Annotated in this window: 19 protein-coding genes; 5 read left to right on the forward strand and 14 right to left on the reverse strand. The window is 72.9% G+C overall.

All coding sequences use genetic code 11. The annotated features are described in order from the left end of the window. Positions 1-24: 24 nt before the first annotated feature. A complete protein-coding gene (locus ACIQWA_RS23855) occupies positions 25-915 on the reverse strand; it encodes an SAM-dependent methyltransferase (RefSeq protein ID WP_402485470.1) in 891 nt (296 codons plus the stop codon). Between the two features lie 219 nt (positions 916-1,134). On the opposite strand from ACIQWA_RS23855, the gene ACIQWA_RS23860 reads away from it, so the two are divergent. Beyond that, a complete protein-coding gene (locus tag ACIQWA_RS23860) occupies positions 1,135-2,055 on the forward strand; it encodes a polysaccharide deacetylase family protein (RefSeq protein ID WP_402485473.1) in 921 nt (306 codons plus the stop codon). A 57-nt stretch (positions 2,056-2,112) separates the two neighbouring features. On the opposite strand, the gene ACIQWA_RS23865 is transcribed toward ACIQWA_RS23860, so the two are convergent. Further along, positions 2,113-2,931 (reverse strand): SDR family NAD(P)-dependent oxidoreductase, encoded by an 819-nt coding sequence (locus ACIQWA_RS23865; protein ID WP_402485475.1) that lies wholly within the window; start codon positions 2,929-2,931, stop codon positions 2,113-2,115. A 284-nt stretch (positions 2,932-3,215) separates the two neighbouring features. On the opposite strand from ACIQWA_RS23865, the gene ACIQWA_RS23870 reads away from it, so the two are divergent. Further along, on the forward strand, positions 3,216-4,085 hold the full coding sequence (locus ACIQWA_RS23870; protein WP_360230205.1) for a 3-hydroxybutyryl-CoA dehydrogenase: 870 nt from the start codon (positions 3,216-3,218) through the stop codon (positions 4,083-4,085). A 96-nt stretch (positions 4,086-4,181) separates the two neighbouring features. Here ACIQWA_RS23870 and ACIQWA_RS23875 read toward each other — a convergent pair whose 3' ends face one another. The 11 genes from ACIQWA_RS23875 to infC form a co-directional block, all read right to left on the reverse strand. Beyond that, positions 4,182-5,024, reverse strand: a complete 843-nt coding sequence (locus ACIQWA_RS23875; protein ID WP_360230207.1) for a chitosanase — start codon at positions 5,022-5,024, stop codon at positions 4,182-4,184. A gap of 119 nt (positions 5,025-5,143) precedes the next feature. Further along, positions 5,144-6,109 (reverse strand): ABC transporter permease subunit, encoded by a 966-nt coding sequence (locus ACIQWA_RS23880; protein WP_402485479.1) that lies wholly within the window; start codon positions 6,107-6,109, stop codon positions 5,144-5,146. Beyond that, positions 6,106-7,032, reverse strand: coding sequence for an ATP-binding cassette domain-containing protein (locus ACIQWA_RS23885; protein WP_402485482.1), 927 nt, complete (start codon positions 7,030-7,032; stop codon positions 6,106-6,108). The genes ACIQWA_RS23880 and ACIQWA_RS23885 overlap by 4 nt, the downstream gene beginning before the upstream one ends. Further along, complete coding sequence (locus ACIQWA_RS23890; protein WP_402485485.1) at positions 7,029-7,466, reverse strand: GntR family transcriptional regulator; 438 nt, start codon at positions 7,464-7,466, stop codon at positions 7,029-7,031. Before ACIQWA_RS23890 ends, ACIQWA_RS23885 begins: the two co-directional genes overlap by 4 nt. Before the next feature lie 110 nt (positions 7,467-7,576). Further along, positions 7,577-10,078, reverse strand: coding sequence for a phenylalanine--tRNA ligase subunit beta (gene pheT / locus ACIQWA_RS23895; RefSeq protein WP_402485488.1), 2,502 nt, complete (start codon positions 10,076-10,078; stop codon positions 7,577-7,579). After that, positions 10,078-11,199 (reverse strand): phenylalanine--tRNA ligase subunit alpha, encoded by a 1,122-nt coding sequence (gene pheS / locus ACIQWA_RS23900; RefSeq protein ID WP_360230217.1) that lies wholly within the window; start codon positions 11,197-11,199, stop codon positions 10,078-10,080. The genes pheT and pheS overlap by 1 nt, the downstream gene beginning before the upstream one ends. Positions 11,200-11,443: 244 nt before the next feature. Beyond that, positions 11,444-12,547, reverse strand: coding sequence for an ATP-binding protein (locus ACIQWA_RS23905; RefSeq protein WP_360230219.1), 1,104 nt, complete (start codon positions 12,545-12,547; stop codon positions 11,444-11,446). Positions 12,548-12,663: 116 nt separating this feature from the next. Continuing rightward, a complete protein-coding gene (locus ACIQWA_RS23910; RefSeq protein WP_402485493.1) occupies positions 12,664-13,530 on the reverse strand; it encodes a TrmH family RNA methyltransferase in 867 nt (288 codons plus the stop codon). Between the two features lie 114 nt (positions 13,531-13,644). Beyond that, entirely contained in the window at positions 13,645-14,040 is a 396-nt protein-coding gene (gene rplT / locus ACIQWA_RS23915; RefSeq protein ID WP_030055649.1) for a 50S ribosomal protein L20, read from the reverse strand. A gap of 107 nt (positions 14,041-14,147) precedes the next feature. Next, positions 14,148-14,342 (reverse strand): 50S ribosomal protein L35, encoded by a 195-nt coding sequence (gene rpmI, locus ACIQWA_RS23920; protein WP_030055648.1) that lies wholly within the window; start codon positions 14,340-14,342, stop codon positions 14,148-14,150. A 141-nt stretch (positions 14,343-14,483) separates the two neighbouring features. Then, positions 14,484-15,230 (reverse strand): translation initiation factor IF-3, encoded by a 747-nt coding sequence (gene infC, locus ACIQWA_RS23925; protein ID WP_360230381.1) that lies wholly within the window; start codon positions 15,228-15,230, stop codon positions 14,484-14,486. A 520-nt stretch (positions 15,231-15,750) separates the two neighbouring features. Here infC and ACIQWA_RS23930 point away from each other — a divergent pair. Next, a complete protein-coding gene (locus ACIQWA_RS23930; RefSeq protein ID WP_360230223.1) occupies positions 15,751-16,128 on the forward strand; it encodes a DUF1844 domain-containing protein in 378 nt (125 codons plus the stop codon). Between the two features lie 60 nt (positions 16,129-16,188). Here the strand turns inward: ACIQWA_RS23930 and ACIQWA_RS23935 are convergent, their stop codons facing one another. After that, complete coding sequence (locus ACIQWA_RS23935) at positions 16,189-16,962, reverse strand: SseB family protein (protein WP_402485497.1); 774 nt, start codon at positions 16,960-16,962, stop codon at positions 16,189-16,191. Positions 16,963-17,075: 113 nt separating this feature from the next. Here ACIQWA_RS23935 and ACIQWA_RS23940 point away from each other — a divergent pair, with 113 nt between their 5' ends. Then, the gene (locus tag ACIQWA_RS23940; RefSeq protein WP_402485499.1) at positions 17,076-18,287 is read left to right on the forward strand and encodes an alanine racemase; all 1,212 of its coding nucleotides are present in this window, start codon (positions 17,076-17,078) and stop codon (positions 18,285-18,287) included. Positions 18,288-18,345: 58 nt separating this feature from the next. Then, the gene (locus ACIQWA_RS23945) at positions 18,346-18,780 is read left to right on the forward strand and encodes a hypothetical protein (protein WP_402485502.1); all 435 of its coding nucleotides are present in this window, start codon (positions 18,346-18,348) and stop codon (positions 18,778-18,780) included. Positions 18,781-18,843 lie beyond the last annotated feature (63 nt).

Consider the following 18,843-nt stretch of genomic DNA (forward strand, 5'->3'; position numbering starts at 1 on the left):
GCTCCACGGCCGGCCCGGGCCGGGTCACGGCTTGAGGGCGACGCCGGCGTAGGCGGAGACGTCCTGCCAGCCCTCGGGCAGTTCGGCCGTGCGCAGGTGGCCCGCGGTGGGGCGCCAGAGCGGGAGCTGGACGAGGCCGGGGCCGACGAACTCGAAGTCCCCGAAGAAGGGTTCGACGTCGGCCCGGGGCCGCAGGACCAGCGGCGCGCTGGCGCTCCGGTAGATCCGGGTGCCCTCGGCGGCGCTCTCGCGGGAGGCGAAGTCGGGGCTGCCGTGGGAGAGGATCAGGGCGCTGCCGGGGGCGAGCACCTCGCGCAGGGTGCTGACGATCTGCTGGGCGCCCTCCTCGTCGCGGATGAAGTGCAGGACGGCGACGAGCATCAGCGCGACGGGCTGGGACAGGTCGATGGCGGCGCCCAGCGCGGGGTGGCGCAGGATCGACTCCGGGTCGCGCAGGTCGGCCTCGATGACGGAGGTGTGCCCGACCGGGTGCCCGGCCAGCAGGGCGCGGGCGTGGGTGGCGACGATCGGGTCGTTGTCGACGTAGACCACCCGGGCGTCCGGGGCGACCCGCTGGGCGACCTCGCTGGTGGAGCCGACGGTCGGGATGCCGGTGCCGATGTCGATGAACTGGCGGATCCCCCGGCCCGCCGCGAACTCGACGGCCCGGCCCAGGAACTGGCGGTTGGTGCGGGCCAGCAGCGGCAGCGCCGGGTAGGCGGCGATGGCGGCCTGGGCGGCCTTGCGGTCGGCCTCGAAGTTGTCCTTGCCGCCCAGGTAGTAGTCGTACATCCGGGCGGTGTGCGGGATGCCGGTGTCGAGCTCGCTCGGCGGCTGCCAGTCGTCCGTTCTGGCCCACTCCCAGCCGGTGCGGGTGTCCTGGTCGACGGCCGCGGTGTCCTCGTGGTGCATCATGTTCCGCCCCCAATGCGCAATGCCGGAATGTGCCTACTGCCCCGTAACACGCGGTGCGCCGAGATCGTATCCAACGACACGCCGTGGAAACAGCGGGAGTTCAGGTTTACGCAACACCCGGACAACGGAGTGTGTGCACGTCAAAGGCGGTGCGGCGGACGACGCGGGACGGCGCTGCCGGATCGCCGGGAGGGTCCGTCCTCTCTATGCTGGCTGCCGATGACTGCCGACCGCCGCACCGTACTGCGCACCGCCGCCAAGCTGGCCGCCCTGTCCGCCGCCGGCGGACTCCTCACCTCCTGCGGCAGTGGCACGCCCCGCCGGGCCGAGACCGGGACGCTCGCCGCGCACCCCGGCAGTGTCGACCCGCAGCACACCACCGACCCGGCCTGGAACGGCGGCGAGGGGCCCGCCTCCCCCGCCCCGACCACCCCGGGCGAGCCGCAGCCCGGCGGCGGACCGACCCCGGCCGCCGCCCAGGCCTCGACACCGGCCTCCGCGCCGCCGACCCCGCCGGTACTGACGCCGCTGGCGGCCGGCACCCCGTACGAGGTGGTGTACGGGCCGCGCACCGGCAAGAACGTGGCGCTCACCTTCCACGGCAGCGGCGACCCGCTGCTCGCCACCGCCCTGCTGGAGGCCGCCGAGCAGCGCGGCGTCAAGCTGACCGTGATGGCGGTCGGCAGCTGGCTGGACCAGCAGCCGCAGATGGCCCGGCGGATCCTGGACGGCGGCCACGAACTGGGCAACCACACCCAGAACCACCTCAACATCTCCGCGATGTCGCCGGACCAGGCCCGCGCCGAGATCGCCCAGTGCGCCGACCGGCTGACGAAGCTGACCGGCTCGATGGGCCGCTGGTTCCGCCCCTCCGCCGCGCAGTACGCCACCTCGATGGTGCGCGACCAGGCCAAGGCCGTCGGCTACGAGCACGTACTGTCCTTCGACGTCGACCCGCGGGACTACAGCGATCCGACCGCCGCCGAGCTCCAGCGCCGGGTGCTGGGCTCGGTGCGCGGCGGCTCGGTGGTGGCCCTGCACATGGGGCACCAGTGCACCATCGACGCGCTGCCGGCGATCCTGGACGGGCTGGCCAAGGCGGGGCTCAAGCCGGTCACCGCCAGCCAGCTGTGTGCGTGACCGGCCCCGCCGAAAGCCCCTCGCCGAGCGCCCGGCCGAGCCTCCCGCCGAAGCCGGTCAGACCATCGGGTCGTCGTCCTTGTACGGGCGCAGCCGCAGCGTCCGGGCGTCCGCCGCGCGGATCGCCTCGGCCCGGTCGACCAGCTCCGCCAGGTCGTCCCGCCCGGCGTGGATGAACCGCCCGTGCAGCGCGTCGAAGCGGCCCCGGGCGGCGTCCACGGTGACGGCGACCATGTACGGGATCGAGCCCCAGGCCTTCATGTCCCGGAACATCGGCATCCCCGCGGTCATGTCGGTGGCCACCGCGCCGGGGCTGATGTCCAGCACCACGACTCCGTGCTCGGCCAGCGTGTCCGCGATGTTGTCGGAGAGCTGGAGCAGCGCGCCCTTGGAGGTCGCGTACGCGGTGTAGTGGCCGTCCGGGCGCAGTGCGAAGCCGGAGTTGAGGTTGATCACCCGGCCGGCCCGGCGGGCGACCATGCCGGGCAGGACGCAGCGCAGCAGGTTGTAGGGGCCGCGCAGGTTGGTCTCGACCACCTGCCACCACTGGTTGGGGTCGGTCTCCCAGAGCGGCACCTCGGCGCGGTCGACCAGGCCGGCGTTGTTGACCAGCAGGTCGATCGGGCCGAGGTCGCGTTCGACCAGCCGGACGGCCTCCCGGACCGAGCCGGGGCGGCAGACGTCGGCGGTGACGGCGACGCCCCGGGAGCCGCGTTTGACGCACTCCTTGAGGGTCTCGGTCAGCGTCCCGTGGGTGCGGCCGACCAGGCCGACGGCCATGCCCTCGGCGGCCAGGCCGACGGCGATCTCTCGGCCGATTCCCCGGCCGCCGCCGGTGACCAGGGCGACCTGTCCTGTGAGCGATCCCGTCGACACCGTGTGCTCCCTTCCCGTCCCCGGCCCCCGTCTGCGGCATTCTGTCCGGCGCCGGGCGGCGGCGGGCCCGGGCGCACCCGCAGGCGGTGCGGCCTCACCCGATCGGGGGGCCGTCCGCACTGGCACTGCGCCGGGGAGGGGGTGACCTACCGGCGAGTACGGAGTAGTAACGTCGTCGGGGCGGTGACCGGTGCACCCATTCCGGTACACCGACCCGCTGACCAGCGAGCTCGCTGGGCCACCAGTTCGCTGGGCGACCCCCAGCACCACCGAAGGGCAACTGAGTGAGTGACATCGCGCGCGTCGGAGTAGTCGGCTGCGGTCTGATGGGGTCGGGCATCGCCGAGGTCTTCGCCCGGGCCGGACTGGACGTCCTGGTGTCGGAGGCCAGCGGTGAGGCGCTGGAGTTCGGCCGCACCCGGCTGACCAACTCCCTGGACACGGCGGTCAAGCGCGGCAAGCTGAGCCCCGAGCAGCGGGACGAGGCGCTGTCCCGGCTGTCCTTCACCACCGACCTGTCCGACTTCGCCGACCGCGACCTGGTGGTCGAGGCGGTCGCCGAGCGCGAGGACATCAAGGTCAAGATCTTCCAGACCCTGGACCAGGTCATCGAGCGCCGGGACGCCATCCTGGCCTCCAACACCTCCTCGATCCCGATCGTGAAGCTGGCCGCCGCCACCTCCCGCCCGGAGCAGGTCATCGGCCTGCACTTCTTCAACCCGGCGCCGGTGCAGAAGCTGGTCGAGGTCATCCCGACCCTGACCACCTCGGCGACCACCACCGAGCGGGTGGAGGCCTTCGCCTCCCAGGTGCTCGCCAAGGAGCCGATCCGGGCCCGCGACCGGGCCGGCTTCGTGGTCAACGCGCTGCTCGTGCCGTACCTGCTGTCCGCGGTGCGGATGTTCGAGTCGGGCGTGGCCACCGCCTCCGACATCGACAAGGGCATGGAGGCCGGCTGCGCCCACCCGATGGGCCCGCTGCGGCTGTGCGACCTGATCGGCCTGGACACCATCGTCTCGATCGCCGAGTCGATGTACGACGAGTACAAGGAGCCGCTGTACGCCGCTCCCCCGCTGCTGTCCCGGATGGTCGACGCCGGCCTGCTGGGCCGCAAGTCCGGCCGCGGCTTCTACGACTACACCGCGAGCGCCTGAGCCCGGACGCGAGGGGCGCGCCCGCACCGGTCTCCGGTGCGGGCGCGCCCCTTTCCAGCTGTCCGACGGACCGCGCCGGCGGTGTCGGCCCGGGCGTCAGCTGTTGATGCTGTAGCTGTCGCCGTAGACCTTCCACTTGAGCGGCGGGTTGAGGTCGAAGTTCTTGGCGTTGAGGAACACCGACTGCTCGGTGTCGACCCGGCTGGTGTCGGAGTGCGCGGCCTCCTTCTTCATGACCACCTTGCGGGCGTCCAGGAAGGCCTTGAGGTAGGTGGCCTCGTCGCCGCCCTGGGCGGGCGTCTTCGCCTTCTTCATCGCGGCCGCGCGGATGCCGCCGAAGCTGTCGGAGCTGTTGCCGGGGCCGTGCATCACGATGGCGTCGTAGTAGGCGAACTGGCCGAGCGCGCGCAGGCCGTCGGCCTTGGCCTGGTTGACCGCGGGGTTGAAGTACACCCGGTCGCGCTCGTCGTTCTGGGCCTGCTGGAAGGTCTGGTCCTTGGCCGCGGCGGCCCAGTCCCGGACGAAGGCGTCGCCGAGGCCGGAGTGCGAGTCGCTGCCGTTGACCTTCTTCAACGCGGGCAGGTACTTGGCGAGGACGTTGCCGGGCTTGAGGTCGGTGTAGTGCTGGACCAGCTCCAGCATGTCGCCGGTGCCGGAACAGAAGCCGATGATGCCGGCGGTGTAGCCGCGGCCGTCACCGATGTCCTCGATGTACTTGTACTGGGCCTTCCAGTCCAGCGAGGAGTTCTCCGCGCTGGACACCAGCTGCATCGCGATGTCCTTCTTGTGCGGGTCGTCGAGGCCGACGCCCTTGAGCTGGGCGGAGCTCGCGGCCGCGGGGGCGGCCTGGGCGGCCGCGGCGGCCGCGACGGTGAGGGGCGCGGCCACCAGGGCGGCGGCGAGGGCTATGTGGAGGACGCGACGGGACTGAGGACGCATGGGACGCTCCGATTCCTCGTTCGGTTAGGAAAGCTTCCTAACGAGAAGGAAACGCCCAGAACCGCCGCCCCCGCAAGGGTTTTGACGAAAACACTTCAACCAATCCGGAGCCGTGCAGGTCAGACCGCCCGCCGGCGCACCCACCAGACCGCCGCCGCGCACAGCGCCACCGCGAGCAGGACCGTCCAGCCGAACTCGATCCACTGGAACGGCCAGAACCGGTCCGCCGGTTGGTACACCTGGTGCGCGGTGTAGCCGCCGTCGCGCAGCAGGGACTGCCACTGGGCGCCCGAGTCTCCGAGCTTGTAGAAGTCGTCCGCGGAGATCCGGTGCCCGGCCGGGTCGGAGAACCACGTGTTCAGCACCCAGCGATCGTCCAGCGCCAGGGAGTTCAGCGTGTGCACGGGCTCCTCCAGGGGAGCCAGGTAGTGGGAGCGCACGGCGTCGGCGAGGAACAGCAGCGCGACCGAGGCCGCCAGGCCGAGACCCACCGCGACCACCGTGCGACGCAGCACCGCGCCGGCCAGCGCCGCGGCCCCGAAAGCCACCAGCACCCGCCCCACCATCACCGGCGGCGCATGCCCGAAGACCTCCGGACCGAACCCCCCGCTCATGAGCATCAGCGGCTCGCTCCACCAGCGCAGCAGCAGTCCGAACAGCGCCGACACGGCGGTCAGCACGGTGCCGACCACGAGCAGGCCGCCCGCCGTCCAGCGGCTCCGCCCGGCCCCCTGGGTCCAGGCGAAGCGGACCGTGCCGTGCTCGAACTCCCTTGCCAGCAGCGGACCGCCGAGGAAGGCTCCTAAGGCGCCGCCCAGGACGTAGAACACGGTGTCGAGCTCCAGCATGCCGTTGCCGTACTGCCGCCGGAACTGCTTGAACCTGGCCGTGCAGGCGTCGGTCGTCGGATCACAGGAGGCCGCGCCGCTACGGTCCAGACCGTTGTGGACGTACCAGCCGTGCAGCAGCAGGGCGAGGGAGATCACGCCCATCACCGTGAGCAGGGTCAGCAGCGCCGGCCGGTGGCGCAGCCCGGCGGCCCGCAGCACGGCGGAGCGGGGCGGGGCGAGGGTGGTCGAGCTCACGACAGTACCTTCTGGATCGTACGGACGGCCCCGCGCGGGCCGGGCAGGGCGGAGGCGGTCGGCTCACGCAGGTAGGAGAGCACCAACTCCTCCAGGCCGACGCGCTGTTGGCGCCAGCCGGCGGAGACCGGCGCGTCCACGCCGCCGGTGCGCACCAGCAGGTGGGACTGGACCCCGGCCCGGCGGTCGCGGACCACCGGCAGTCGCTCGGCGACGGCGTCGGCCTCCGCGGTGGGGCCGGTGAGCATCCGATGGCCGCCGAGCAGGTCGTCCACCTCCCCCGACACCTGGACCCGGCCGCCGGCCAGCACCACCAGGTAGTCGCAGCTCTGCTCCAACTCGTTGACGGCGTGCGAGGAGAACAGCACCGAGAGGCCGTCCTCGGCCACCGCGGTCAGCAGCACGGCCATGAAGTCGTGCCGGGCGAGCGGGTCGAGCGCAGCCAAGGGCTCGTCCAGGAGCAGGAGTTCGGGCCGCTTGGCGAGCGCGAGGGCGAGCGAGACCTGGGCCTGCTGGCCGCCGGAGAGCCGGCCGTACCTGCGGTCCATCGGGATGCCGAGGCCGTCCAGGTGGGCGCGCGCCCGGGTGTCGTCCCAGCGGCGGTTGAGGTGGCGGCCCATCGCGAGCAGGTCGCGCACGGGCAGACCGGGGTAGAGCGCGGCGTTCTGGGCGACGAAGCCGATCCGGTCCAGGGCCCGGGGCGAGCCGGGGAGTTGGTCGCCGAGAACGGTCATCGCGCCCTCGCTCGGCAGGGTCAGCCCGGCCGCCAGGCTGAGCAGGGTGGTCTTGCCGGCGCCGTTCGGGCCGACCAGGGCCACCACGTGCCCGGCCGGGACGGCCAGGTGGCAGTCCCGCAGCGCCCAGGAGCGGCGGTAGCGCTTGCCGATCCCGCCGCAGTCGATCACGGTGTCCGCGGCACTCACGCCACCACCCCGTCCCGGCCCTCGCGCAGGTCGCGCAGCGCGTCCTCGAACACCGCGACCATCCCCCCTTCGTCCAGCCCGGCGGTCCGCGCCGAGCGCATCCAGTCCAGCAACCCCCGCCGCAGCGCGGCCCGTTCGCGCAGCGGCACCACTCCGGCCGGCAGCCCGCGCACGAAGGTGCCCTGGCCGCGCCGGCCGACCGCCAGGCCGCGGTGCTCCAGCTCCCGGTAGGCCTTGAGCACGGTGTTGGGGTTGATCGCCAGCGCGGCGACCACCTCGCGCACCCGGGGCAGCCGGTCCCCCTCGGTCAACCAGCCCATCCGCAGCGCCTGTTCGACCTGCTGCACGAGCTGCAGGTAGGTCGGGACGCCGGAGGCCGGGTCCAGGCGGAACTCGATCGGGGAGGGCTGGTCAGCACCTTTATCTAGTTCCATAGGTAAAGAGATAAACGAGTGGATGACAGACCGTCAACCCAAGGAAAGGCAAAGGGCCCCGTCCGGACCGAAACGGTCCGGACGGGGCCCTTCGACAGGCCCTGACGGGATCAGGCGCCGCGCAGCACCGCACCGGTGCGGCTGACGGCCTCGGCGACGGCCGCCTCGCGGGCGGCGGTGGCCTCGTCGGCGGTCAGGGTGCGGTCGGCCGCACGGAAGCGCAGCGCGTAGGCCAGCGACTTCTTGCCCTCGCCGACCTGCTCGCCGGTGAACACGTCGAACAGCCGGATGGCCTCCAGCAGTTCGCCCGCGCCCGAGCGCAGCGCGGCCTCGACCTCGGCGGCCGGGACGGCGGTGTCGACGATCAGCGCGACGTCCTGGGTGGCCACCGGGAAGCCGGAGACCGCCGGGCCGTCGACCTTCACCGGGCCGTCGGCCGTCAGCAGGTCGATGTCGAGCTCCATCGCCGCCGTCCGGGCCGGCAGGCCGAGCGCCTTGACCACCCGCGGGTGCAGCTCACCGGCGTGGCCGACCAGCCGGTCGGTCCCGGCGACGACCAGTGCCGCGCAGCGACCGGGGTGCCAGGGCGCGTGCTGGTCCTGGACGACGTTCAGCTCGACGCCGGCCGCGCGGGCCACCGTACGGGCCGCCTCGATCGCGTCCGCCCAGGAGGCCTGCTCGCCCTTGCCCCACCAGCCGGACGGCAGCCGCTCGCCCGCGAGGGCGACGGCGACCCGGCGCGGCTGGTCCGGCAGCGCGGCGTCCAGCGCGGCCAGCTCCTCGTCGCTCGGCCGGTGGTCGACGGCCGGGCGCGGGGCCACGCTCAGCTCGTCCTTGGGCCGGAACACCGTGCCGGTCTCGAAGATCGCCAGGTCGGTGTTGCCCCGGCCGATGTTGCGGCGCAGCGCGCCGAGCAGGCCCGGCAGCAGCGTGGTGCGCAGCGCCGGCTCCTCGTCGTTGAGCGGGTTGACCAGCTTGACCGTACGGCGGCGGCGGTCGTCCGGCTCCAGGCCGAGCGCCTCGAAGGCGGCCTCGCCGAGGAACGGGTAGTTGTTGACCTCGACGTAGCCGGCCCCGGCCAGCGCCACGCCGATCCGGCGGTGGACGCGCTGCGCCTCGGTCAGGCCCTTGCCCGGCGGGACGTTCGGCATCCGGGCGGGGACGTTGTCGTAGCCCTCCAGCCGGATGACCTCCTCCGCGAGGTCGTACGGGTCGGTGAGGTCGGGCCGCCAGGTCGGCGGGGTGACCTCCAGGACGTCGGCGCCCGCGACCGAGCAGCCGATCTCCTGGAGGCGCCGGGTGACGGTCTCGCGGCCGTACACCGTCCCGGCGACCCGGTCCGGCAGGTCGGCGGCGATGGTGATGGTGCGCACCGGGTGCGGGGCCGCGATGTCGGTGACCCCGGCCTCGGCGGTGCCGCCGGCGATCAGCACCAGCAGGTCGACGGCGCGCTGCGCGGCGGCGCGGGCGGCCTCCGGGTCGACGCCGCGCTCGAAGCGCTTGGACGCCTCGGAGGGCAGCTTGTGCCGCTTGGCGGTGCGGGCGATGGAGACCGGGTCGAAGTGCGCGGCCTCGATGATCACCTCGGTGGTGCCCGGGCCGGCGGCCGGGTCGAGGATCTCGGTGGAGGCGCCGCCCATGACCCCGGCCAGGCCGATCGGGCCGCTGGTGTCGCAGATCAGCAGGTCCTCGGCGGCGAGCTTGCGCTCGACCCCGTCGAGGGTGGTGAGGGTCTCGCCCTCCTCCGCCCGGCGGACCGTGATCGGGCCGCTCACCCGCTGCTTGTCGTAGGCGTGCAGCGGCTGGCCGACCTCCAGCATCACGTAGTTGGTGATGTCGACGGTCAGCGAGATCGGGCGGATGCCCGCCTTCTGGAGGCGGCGCTGCAGCCAGATCGGGGACTTGGCGGTCGGGTCGACGCCGACGACCGTACGGGCCACGAAGCGGTCGCAGCCGGCCGGGTCGCTGACCTTGACCAGGTAGCCGAAGGAGTTGGCCGGCGGCACGTCGAGCAGCGCCGGGTCGGCCAGCGGCAGCCCGTACGCGGCGGCGGCCTCCCGGGCCACGCCGCGCATCGACAGGCAGTAGCCGCGGTCCGGGGTGACGGCGATGTCCAGCACCTCGTCGACCAGCTGGAGCAGCTCGATGGCGTCCGTGCCGGGCTCGTACTCCGGCGGGAGCACGATGATGCCGTTGTGGTCGTCGCCCATGCCCAGCTCGCGGGCGGAGCAGATCATGCCGGCCGAGGTGTGGCCGTAGGTCTTGCGGGCCGCGATCGGGAACGGGCCGGGCAGCACGGCGCCCGGGAGCACCACGACGACCTTGTCGCCGACGGCGAAGTTGGTCGCGCCGCAGACGATCTCCTGCGGCGCTCCGGTGCCGTTGGCGTCGCCGACGTTGACGAAGCAGTGCCGGATCGGCTTCTTGAAGCCGGACAGCTCCTCGATGGAGAGCACCTCGCCGACCACCAGCGGGCCCTTGAGGTCGGCGCCGACCTGCTCGACGGTCTCGACCTCCAGGCCGGCCCGGACCAGGCGCTCGGCCACGTCACGGCCGGTCTCGCCGGCCGGAAGGTCGACGTACTCGCGCAGCCAGGAAAGCGGGACGCGCATCAGATCTCCATCCCGAACGGGAGGGTGAAGCGCACGTCACCCTCGACCATGTCGCGCATGTCGGCGACGTTGTGACGATTCATCAGGATCCGCTCCAGGCCCAGGCCGAAGGCGAACCCGCTGTAGCGGTTCGGGTCCACGCCGCAGGCGACCAGCACCCGCGGGTTGACCACGCCGCAGCCGCCGAGCTCGATCCAGCCCTCGGAGGAGCAGGTGCGGCACGGGCGGTCCGGGTTGCCGACGCTCGCGCCGCGGCACACGAAGCACTGCAGGTCGATCTCGGCGCTCGGCTCGGTGAACGGGAAGTACGAGGGGCGCCAGCGCAGCTCCAGGCCGCCGCCGATCAGCTTCTCGACCAGCACCTCGATGGTGCCCTTGAGGTCGGCGAAGGTGATGCCCTCGTCGACGGCGAGGCCCTCGACCTGGCGGAACACCGGGGTGTGGGTGGCGTCCAGCTCGTCCGTCCGGTAGACCCGGCCGGGGCAGACCACGTAGACCGGGGGCTCGCGGTGGAGCAGGGTGCGGGCCTGGACCGGGGAGGTCTGGGTGCGCAGCACCACGCCGGAGTCGGCGGAGCCGTCCGGGGCCTGCACGAAGAAGGTGTCCTGCATCGAGCGGGCCGGGTGGTCCGGGCCCAGGTTGAGGGCGTCGAAGTTCAGCCACTCGGCCTCGACCTCGGGGCCCTCGGCGACCTGGTAGCCCATCGCGACGAAGGTGTCCTCGATGCGCTCGGCCAGCGTGGTCAGCGGGTGCCGGGCGCCGCGCGGTGCGCGGTCGTAGGGCAGCGTGACGTCCACCGCCTCCTCGACCAGCACGCGGGCGTCCCGCTCCGCCTCCAGCTCGGCCTGGCGCTTGGCCAGGGCCTGGTTGACGGCGCCGCGGGCCTGGCCGATCAGCTTGCCTGCGGCGGCCTTGGCGTGCGGCGGGAGGGCGCCGATCTCGCGGTTGGCGAGCGAGAGCGCGGAACGGTCGCCGGTGTGGGCGACCTTCGCCTGCTTCAGCTCGTCCAGGGAGCCGGCGGCGGCGAAGGCGGCGATCGCCTCGTCCCGCGCCTGCTCCACCACCTCGGGCTTGAGGGCCTCGACCTCGACCGGGTCGTACGACTTGTTGGGTGCCGACATCTCTATCTTCCCGTGCTCCTGCTCGTCCGTGCTCAGGTGTGTGGGCTCGCCTTCGCGTCACGCCCGGCGGGGCCGGGGCGCGGGCGTCCGTTCTCCGTGCTCACGGGGAGTGGCGTCCGCGGCACAGCCGCACAGGGCGTTGCGCAACGCCAAAGGTCGAGTGTAGTCGCAGCGCGTAGCGCGGCTGCCGTCAAGCCCGCCAGGCCACCGATCACAGCTTGCTGTGTCTGTCGTCCACGCTCTTTCAGAGCATGAAGTCGGGTACGCCGGCGGGCAGGATGAATCGGAACCTGGCCCCGCCGCCGGGGGCGCGGTCGACCCGGATCGAGCCGCCGTGGGCCTCCACGATGCCCTTGACGATGTAGAGCCCCAGGCCGGTGCCGCCGCGCTTGGAGCCCCGCCAGAAGCGGGTGAAGACGCGCGGCATCGACTCCTCGGGGATGCCGCTTCCTTCGTCGCTCACGGTGACCGCGGTGCCTTCCACGATGCGGGGAGGGGTGCCGGGGCGCTCCCAGACGGGCGCCTCGACGACCTCCTTGGCCGGTGCCACCTCGATGGTGACAGTTCCCTCGCCGTGCCGCACCGCGTTTTCCAGCAGGTTCGCCAGCACCTGGTCGACCTTGTCCGGGTCCGCCCACAGCACGGTCAGCGGCTCGCCGATCCGGATGTCGAAGCGCTCCTCCGGGATCCCGGTGGCGACCTTGCGCTCGACGTGCCGGCGCACCGCGGCCGCCAGGTCGACCACCTGCTTGCGCAGCTCCAGCCGCCCGGCGTCGATCCGGGAGATGTCCAGCAACTCGGCGATCAGCCGGGTGACCCGGTCGGCGTCGGCGTCCACCGTCTCCAGCATCAGCCGCTTCTGCCCGTCGGTGAACCGCTCCCACTTGGCCAGCAGCGTCGCCGTGAAGCCCTTGACGCTGGTCAGCGGGGAGCGCAGCTCGTGCGCGACGGTGGCGATCAGCTCGGCGTGGCTGCGCTCGGTGCGGCGCCGGGCCTCCGTGCCGCGCAGGGCGATCACCAGGCGCTCCAGCGGCCCCTGCGGCACCGCCCGGACGTACCGGGCGGAGACCAGCACCTCGCGGCCGCCGGGCAGCAGCAGGTTGCGCTCGGGCTGGCGGGTGCGGATCGCCAGGCCGCCGTACGGGTCGGTCAGCTGCCACCAGCGGCGGCCGTCCAGGTCCTCCAGCGGCAGGACGTCCTCCAGCGCGCTGCCCAGCGCTGCCTCCGGGAGCACGCCGGTGAGCCGGGCCGCGGCCCGGTTGAAACGGACCACCCGGCCCAGCGCGTCGGCGACCACCAGGCCGTCCGGAAGGTCGTCCGGGTCGAGCTCGGGTCCGCTGCCGACCATGGGTTGCCTCCCCGATTACCCACCGTGCCGTTCCCCCCACCGAGGCAGACCCTAGCGCCTCCCAGGCCCCCGCAGTAGGGCTTGCAACGTGAGAACGCCGCGCGCCCGGGCGTGTGTCAGCCGTTGGAGCGGCAGCCGCCGGGCGACCGCTGGGCCCGGGCCGAGGCGTACAGGCAGACGGCCGCGGCGGTGGCCAGGTTGAGGCTCTCGGCGTGCCCGTGGATCGGGACGCGCACGACCTCGTCGGTGAGCGCGCGGGTCTCCTCCGGGAGCCCCCACGCCTCGTTGCCGAACACCCACGCGCCGGGCGCGCCCAGGGTGCCCTCGTCCAGCTCCCGGTCCAGGTCGCGCTCCCCCGCGCCGTCCGCGGCGAGCACCCGCACCCCGGCCGCGCGCAGCTGCCCGACCGCCTCCTCGACCGGTACGCCGACCGCCACCGGCAGGTGGAACAGGCTGCCGACGGAGGCCCGGACGGCCTTGGGGTTGTACAGGTCCACCGAGGCGTCGGTGAGCACCACGGCGTCCGCGCCGGCCGCGTCGGCGGTGCGCAGCACCGTCCCGGCGTTCCCGGGGTCGCGCACATGGGCGAGGATCGCCACCAGCTTCGGCCGGGACGCCAGGACCTCGGCGAACGGGGTGTCGATGAAGCGGCAGAGCGCCACGATCCCCTGCGGGGTCACCGTGTCGCAGATGTCGGCGATCACCTCGTCGGTGGCGGTCAGCACCGGCACCCCCTCGGCCAGGGCCGCCTCGACGATGTCCGCGTGCCGCTCGGCGGCCTCCAGCCCCACGTACACCTCGACCACGGCGCGCTCGTCCGTCCCCGGCAGCCGGCCGAACGCGACGGCCTCCCGGACGGCCTGCGGGCCCTCGGCCAGGAAGCGGCGCTCCTTGGTGCGCTGGTTCCGCTTGGCGAGCCGGCGGGCGGCGACGACCCGCGGCGAGCGCAGGGAGGTGAGCAGGGGGGTCTCGGTGCTCGACATGGTCTCGTTCTCTGGAGGCGCTGGCGGCTGACGGAGGCTTGTTGAGGGGGAACGCAGAACCGGACCCGCAGGAGAGCCTGCGGGTCCGGTCAGAGCTCAACCGATCTCGGAAGATCAGGCGGCGTCGGCGGCGGCCTTCGGGGCGTTCACGTCGGCCGGCAGCGCCTTCTGGGCGACCTCGACCAGGGAGGCGAACGCACCCGGGTCGTTGACGGCCAGGTCGGCCAGCATCTTGCGGTCGATCTCGACGCTGGCGGCCTTCAGGCCCTGCACGAAGCGGTTGTAGGTGATGCCGTTGGCACGGGCCGCAGCGTTGATGCGCTGGATCCACAGCTGACGGAAGTCGCCCTTGCGCTTCTTGCGGTCGTTGAAGTTGTAGACCAGCGAGTGGGTGACCTGCTCCTTGGCCTTGCGGTACAGGCGCGAGCGCTGGCCACGGTAGCCGCTGGCGCGCTCCAGGATGACCCGGCGCTTCTTGTGGGCGTTGACTGCCCGCTTGACGCGTGCCACTTGATTACTCCTTGGGTTGGACCACGGACTACTTCACGTGGTCCGTCATTCGAATGGGTCGGGAAGGATCAGCTGCCCCGCACGGCTCGCACCGGGCGGGAGGGCGATCACTTGCCGAGAAGCTTCTTGATCTTCTTGGCGTCAGCGGGGGCCAGCTCGACGGTCCCGGCCAGCTTGCGGGTCAGCGTCGAGGGCTTGTGCTCCAGGAGGTGGCGGCGGCCGGCGCGCTCGCGCAGCACCTTGCCAGAGCCACTGATCTTGAAGCGCTTGCTGGCGCCACTGTGCGTCTTCTGCTTCGGCATTTCGCCGTATCTCCTCGTCAGTCCCGTCCACGCCCGCGCGACCTGCGCCGCGCGGGCGTGAACTGGATGGATCTGTGGTGACCGGGCGGGACGCCCTGTCACCCTGGGGGCCGACCCCCGGACCTCCGTGAGCCTTGCGGCTCAGGCGCCCTGGGAAGCGGCCGGCTGCTCGACCGGGGCCTCGGCCTCGGCGGCCGGCGCCTCGGCCGGGGCGTCCTGCGCCTCGGTCACGGCGTCGTCGGCCACCTGGTCCTCGGCGGCCAGGTCCTCGGCCACCGCGTCGTCGTCCGCGGCGGCGTCGGAGCCGGGGGTCCGGCCCAGTCGCTCGGCCTTGCGGGCGTCCGCGAGGGCGCGGGCCTCGGCCATCGCCTCGGTCTTCTTCTTGTGCGGGCCAAGAACCATGATCATGTTCCGGCCGTCCTGCTTCGGCGAGGACTCGACGAAGCCCAGGTCCTGGACGTCGTCGGCGAGCCGCTGCAGCAGACGGAAGCCCAGCTCGGGGCGGGACTGCTCACGACCACGGAACATGATCGTGATCTTGACCTTGTCGCCCTGCTTGAGGAACCGGACGACATGACCCTTCTTGGTGTCATAGTCGTGCGGGTCGATCTTCGGCCGGAGCTTCATCTCCTTGATGACCGTGTGCGCCTGGTTCTTGCGCGCCTCACGGGCCTTCATGGCCGACTCGTACTTGAACTTGCCGTAGTCCATGAGCTTGCACACCGGCGGCCGGGCGGTCGCCGCGACCTCGACCAGGTCGAGGTCGTACTCCTGCGCAAGCTCCAGCGCCTTGGCAAGCGGCACGATGCCGACCTGCTCGCCGCTGGGACCGACGAGTCGCACCTCCGGAACGCGAATCCGGTCGTTGATGCGGGGCTCGGTGCTGATGGGGCCTCCTCGGTTGCACCTTCTGCGATGCGGCCGTCGGACGGCGGTCGCACGTAGTGGACTCGACCACTGGGCGGGGCTTCATTCGTGCTGCGCTGCCCGATACCTCTCGGCACCGCGTGCACCGCGACACGAAAAAAGCCCCGCTCGGTACAAGCGGGGCTCCACACAACCGGGGGCGGCGTCCGGTGAGGGACGCTGCGGGCGACTCGGCGCCTCGGCGCCCGTCGCGGACCGGGACCCGTCGACCGCGAGGTCGACCAGGTGGGAGACTTTCGCGGTTGCCCTCTCGGGCCTCCTGAGTGGAGCCTCCACTTGCTGGCCAGGCGCCCATGCGGGATCCCGGCCGGTCAGTCTCGAAGCTTACAGCGTCGCGCTGTCGAACGCTATTCCGCCCCGGTTCCGCCGGACTCCGGCGCGGCGCACTGCCCACCCGGGCCCTCCCGGGCCCTCCCCGCGCGTTCCGGCCCCCCTTGTACGCTCCACCTGTACCCACACCGCACGACGGAACGAGCCCCCCTTGAGCAGCGAGCCCACCCAGACCCCCGGCACGGACGACGACGCGATCGGCTTCGACGACCTCACCCGCGACATCGCCGAGGTCCCGGCGGTCGAGGTGATCACCACCGTCGCGGTGCACCTGATGAGCGCGGCCGCGGTCAAGTGCGGTCTGGCCGAGGGCGGCGAGAAGGACAAGGACCTGGACGAGGCCCGCAAGCTGATCACCGCGCTCGCCGGGCTGGTCACCGCCGGCGCCCCGGAGATCAGCAACTTCCACGCGGCCCCGCTGCGCGACGGGCTGCGCTCGCTCCAGCTGGCCTTCCGCGAGGCCTCGCTGGTGCCGGACGCGCCGGGCACCGGGCCGGGCGAGAAGTTCACCGGGCCGGTCTACAGCTGAGACGGATCCGGCCGGGGCCGTCACCTACGAAATTTCGTACGTGACGGCCCTTCGTCGTGTCTACCGCCGGTACAGCGGCTCCCCCGGCAGCTGGGCACTCGCCGGCAGCACCGCGAGGTCCAGCCCCCGGTCCAGCCGCACCCGCAGGACCGGGTCCCCGGCCACCGCCCGGCCGACCCGCTGCGCGGCCTCCTGCAGCCCCGCCTGGTCCAGCGCCGGGTCGAACACCACCGCGAGCACCCCGTCCGAGTCCTCCGAAGGCGCCAGCAGCCCGCTGACCACCTGCGGCTCGGCCGCCAGCAGCGCCCGGACCGCCTCCCGCACGTCCGGGTCCCGGACCGGCGGCAGGTACGGCCGGTTCTCCGCCAGCGCCCGCAGCCGGGCACCGGACAGCAGGAACGGCACCGGCCCGGCCGGGTCGACCAGCAGGGTGTCGGCGCGCTCGGAGAAGGCGACCATCGCCGCCTGCGGGGCCGCGGTCGGCGCCGGGCGGGCGTCGGCCCGCCAGCGGGTGAGCGCCTCCAGCGAGGTGAAGGCGGGCAGCGCGCGGCGCCCATCCGGGGCCTCCAGCACCGGGACGGCCATGTCGCTGGACTTGTCGTGCTTGTGCCCGTGCTCGTCCACCTCGACCTCGCCCAGGACGGCCACGATCGGGACCATCAGCCGGGTCGGGGTCAGCGCCGCCAGCACCTCGGGCTCGGCCGTACGGTCCTGCGACCAGCGGGCCAGGGCCGCGGTCAGGGTCGCGTCCGCCGTGCCGTCGTCGTCGGAGAAGCCGGGATTCGGGATGCTCTTGCCGACGAACGCCGGGTTGGAGAAGTCTTTGCGGTCCACCCGGCCGACCCTATGCCACCGGGCACCGCCGTCCGCATTTCCGTGCGCGGCCCTCTACATTTCCGCGCACACGACCTCTACCCACCGGTAGCGCACTGTGGCACCCTGCGCCCATGCCCATCCTCGTTGCGCGTACCCCTGTCACGGACCGGCACCGCTACGACCGGGCCACCGCCCATCTGGACGGGCCGGTGGCCGTCGTGGACCTCGCCGCCTTCGACGCCAACGCCGCCGACCTGGTGCGCCGGGCGGGCGGCAAGCCGATCCGGGTCGCCAGCAAGTCCCTGCGCTGCCGGGCCCTGCTGGACCGGGCCTTGGCCGTGGACGGCTTCGCCGGGGTGATGACCTTCACCCTGGACGAGTCGCTCTGGCTGGCCCGCACCGGCGTGCGCGACGTCCTGCTCGCCTACCCCTCCACCGACCGCGCCGGCTACGCCGAACTGACCGGCGACCAGGACCTGGCCGAACGGGTCACCGTCGTCCTGGACGACCCGGCCCAGCTGGACCTCGTCGACAAGGCCCGCACCGGCGACGCCGAGATCCGGGTGTGCCTGGAACTGGACACCGCGCTGCACCTGTTCGGCGGCCGGGTCCGGGTCGGTGCCCGGCGCTCACCGCTGCGCACCCCGGAGGAGCTCGGCGCCTTCGCCGAACTCGTCCAGCGCCGGCCCGGGTTCCGGGTGGTCGGCCTGATGGCGTACGAGGGGCACGTGGCCGGGGTGGGGGACCGGGTGCCCGGCCGGCCGGTGCGCTCGCAGGTGGTCCGGCTGATGCAGGGCCGGGCCCGGACCGAACTGGCCGAGCGGCGCGCGGCCGTGGTGCGCCGGCTGCGGCAGGTCACCGAGCTGGAGTTCGTCAACGGCGGCGGCACCGGCAGCGTGGAGTCCACCGCCGCCGAACGGGCCGTCACCGAGGTCGCCGCCGGCTCGGGCCTCTACCAGCCGCAGCTGTTCGACAACTACCGCGCCTTCCGGGGCCGCCCGGCCGCCCTGTTCGGCCAGCCCGTGGTGCGCCGCCCCGGCGTCGGGGTGGTCACGGTACTCGGCGGCGGCTACCCGGCCTCCGGCCCGATCGGACCGGACCGCGCCCCCGTGCCGTACCTGCCGCCGGGCCTGCAGTACGACCCGATGGAGGGCGCCGGCGAGGTGCAGACCCCGCTGATCGGCCCGGCCGCCGACGACCTGCTGATCGGCGACCGGGTCTGGTTCCGGCACGCCAAGGCGGGCGAGCTGTGCGAGCGCTTCGCCGAACTGCACCTGATCGAGGGGGACCGGATCGTCCGCACCGTCCCCACCTACCGGGGCGAGGGGAGGACGTTCCTCTGACGGTTCGTCCGGCCCTGCCCTACCGTGGTGCCGACACGAAGAACGACGAGGGAGCAGCATGGAAGCCGAGATCGTCCAGCAGATGGTGACGTCGGGCGCCTCTTCACTGGCCGGGCTGATGGCCACCGCGGCCTGGCAGCAGGTCAGTTCGCGGGTCTCCCGGATGTTCGGGCGCGGCGAGGAGGACGAGGCGGCCGGCACCGAGCTGGAGGTGATCCGGGCCGAGGTGCTGGAGGCCGGCGACGACGAGGACGCCCTGGCGGACCAGACGGCCGTACTGCGCACCCGGCTGCGCCGGCTGTTCCGCGAGCACCCGGAGGCGGCGGAGGAACTCCGGGAGATCCTGGCGGAGTTCACGCCGAGCTCACCGGCCGCGGCCACGGTGTACAACAACGAACTCAAGGAAATGACGGTCCACGGCACCGTCATCCAAGCCGGCCAGGTCGGCAAGCTGGTCCAGGCCGACACGATCAACGGCAACCTGAACCTCTGAGTCCGACCTTTCCCCAGCCTTAAGCGGGCCCGATGGAACACCTAACCCCGGTGTCCCATCGGG

This window comes from Kitasatospora sp. NPDC098652, assembly GCF_044760155.1.
GTDB lineage: Bacteria > Actinomycetota > Actinomycetes > Streptomycetales > Streptomycetaceae > Kitasatospora.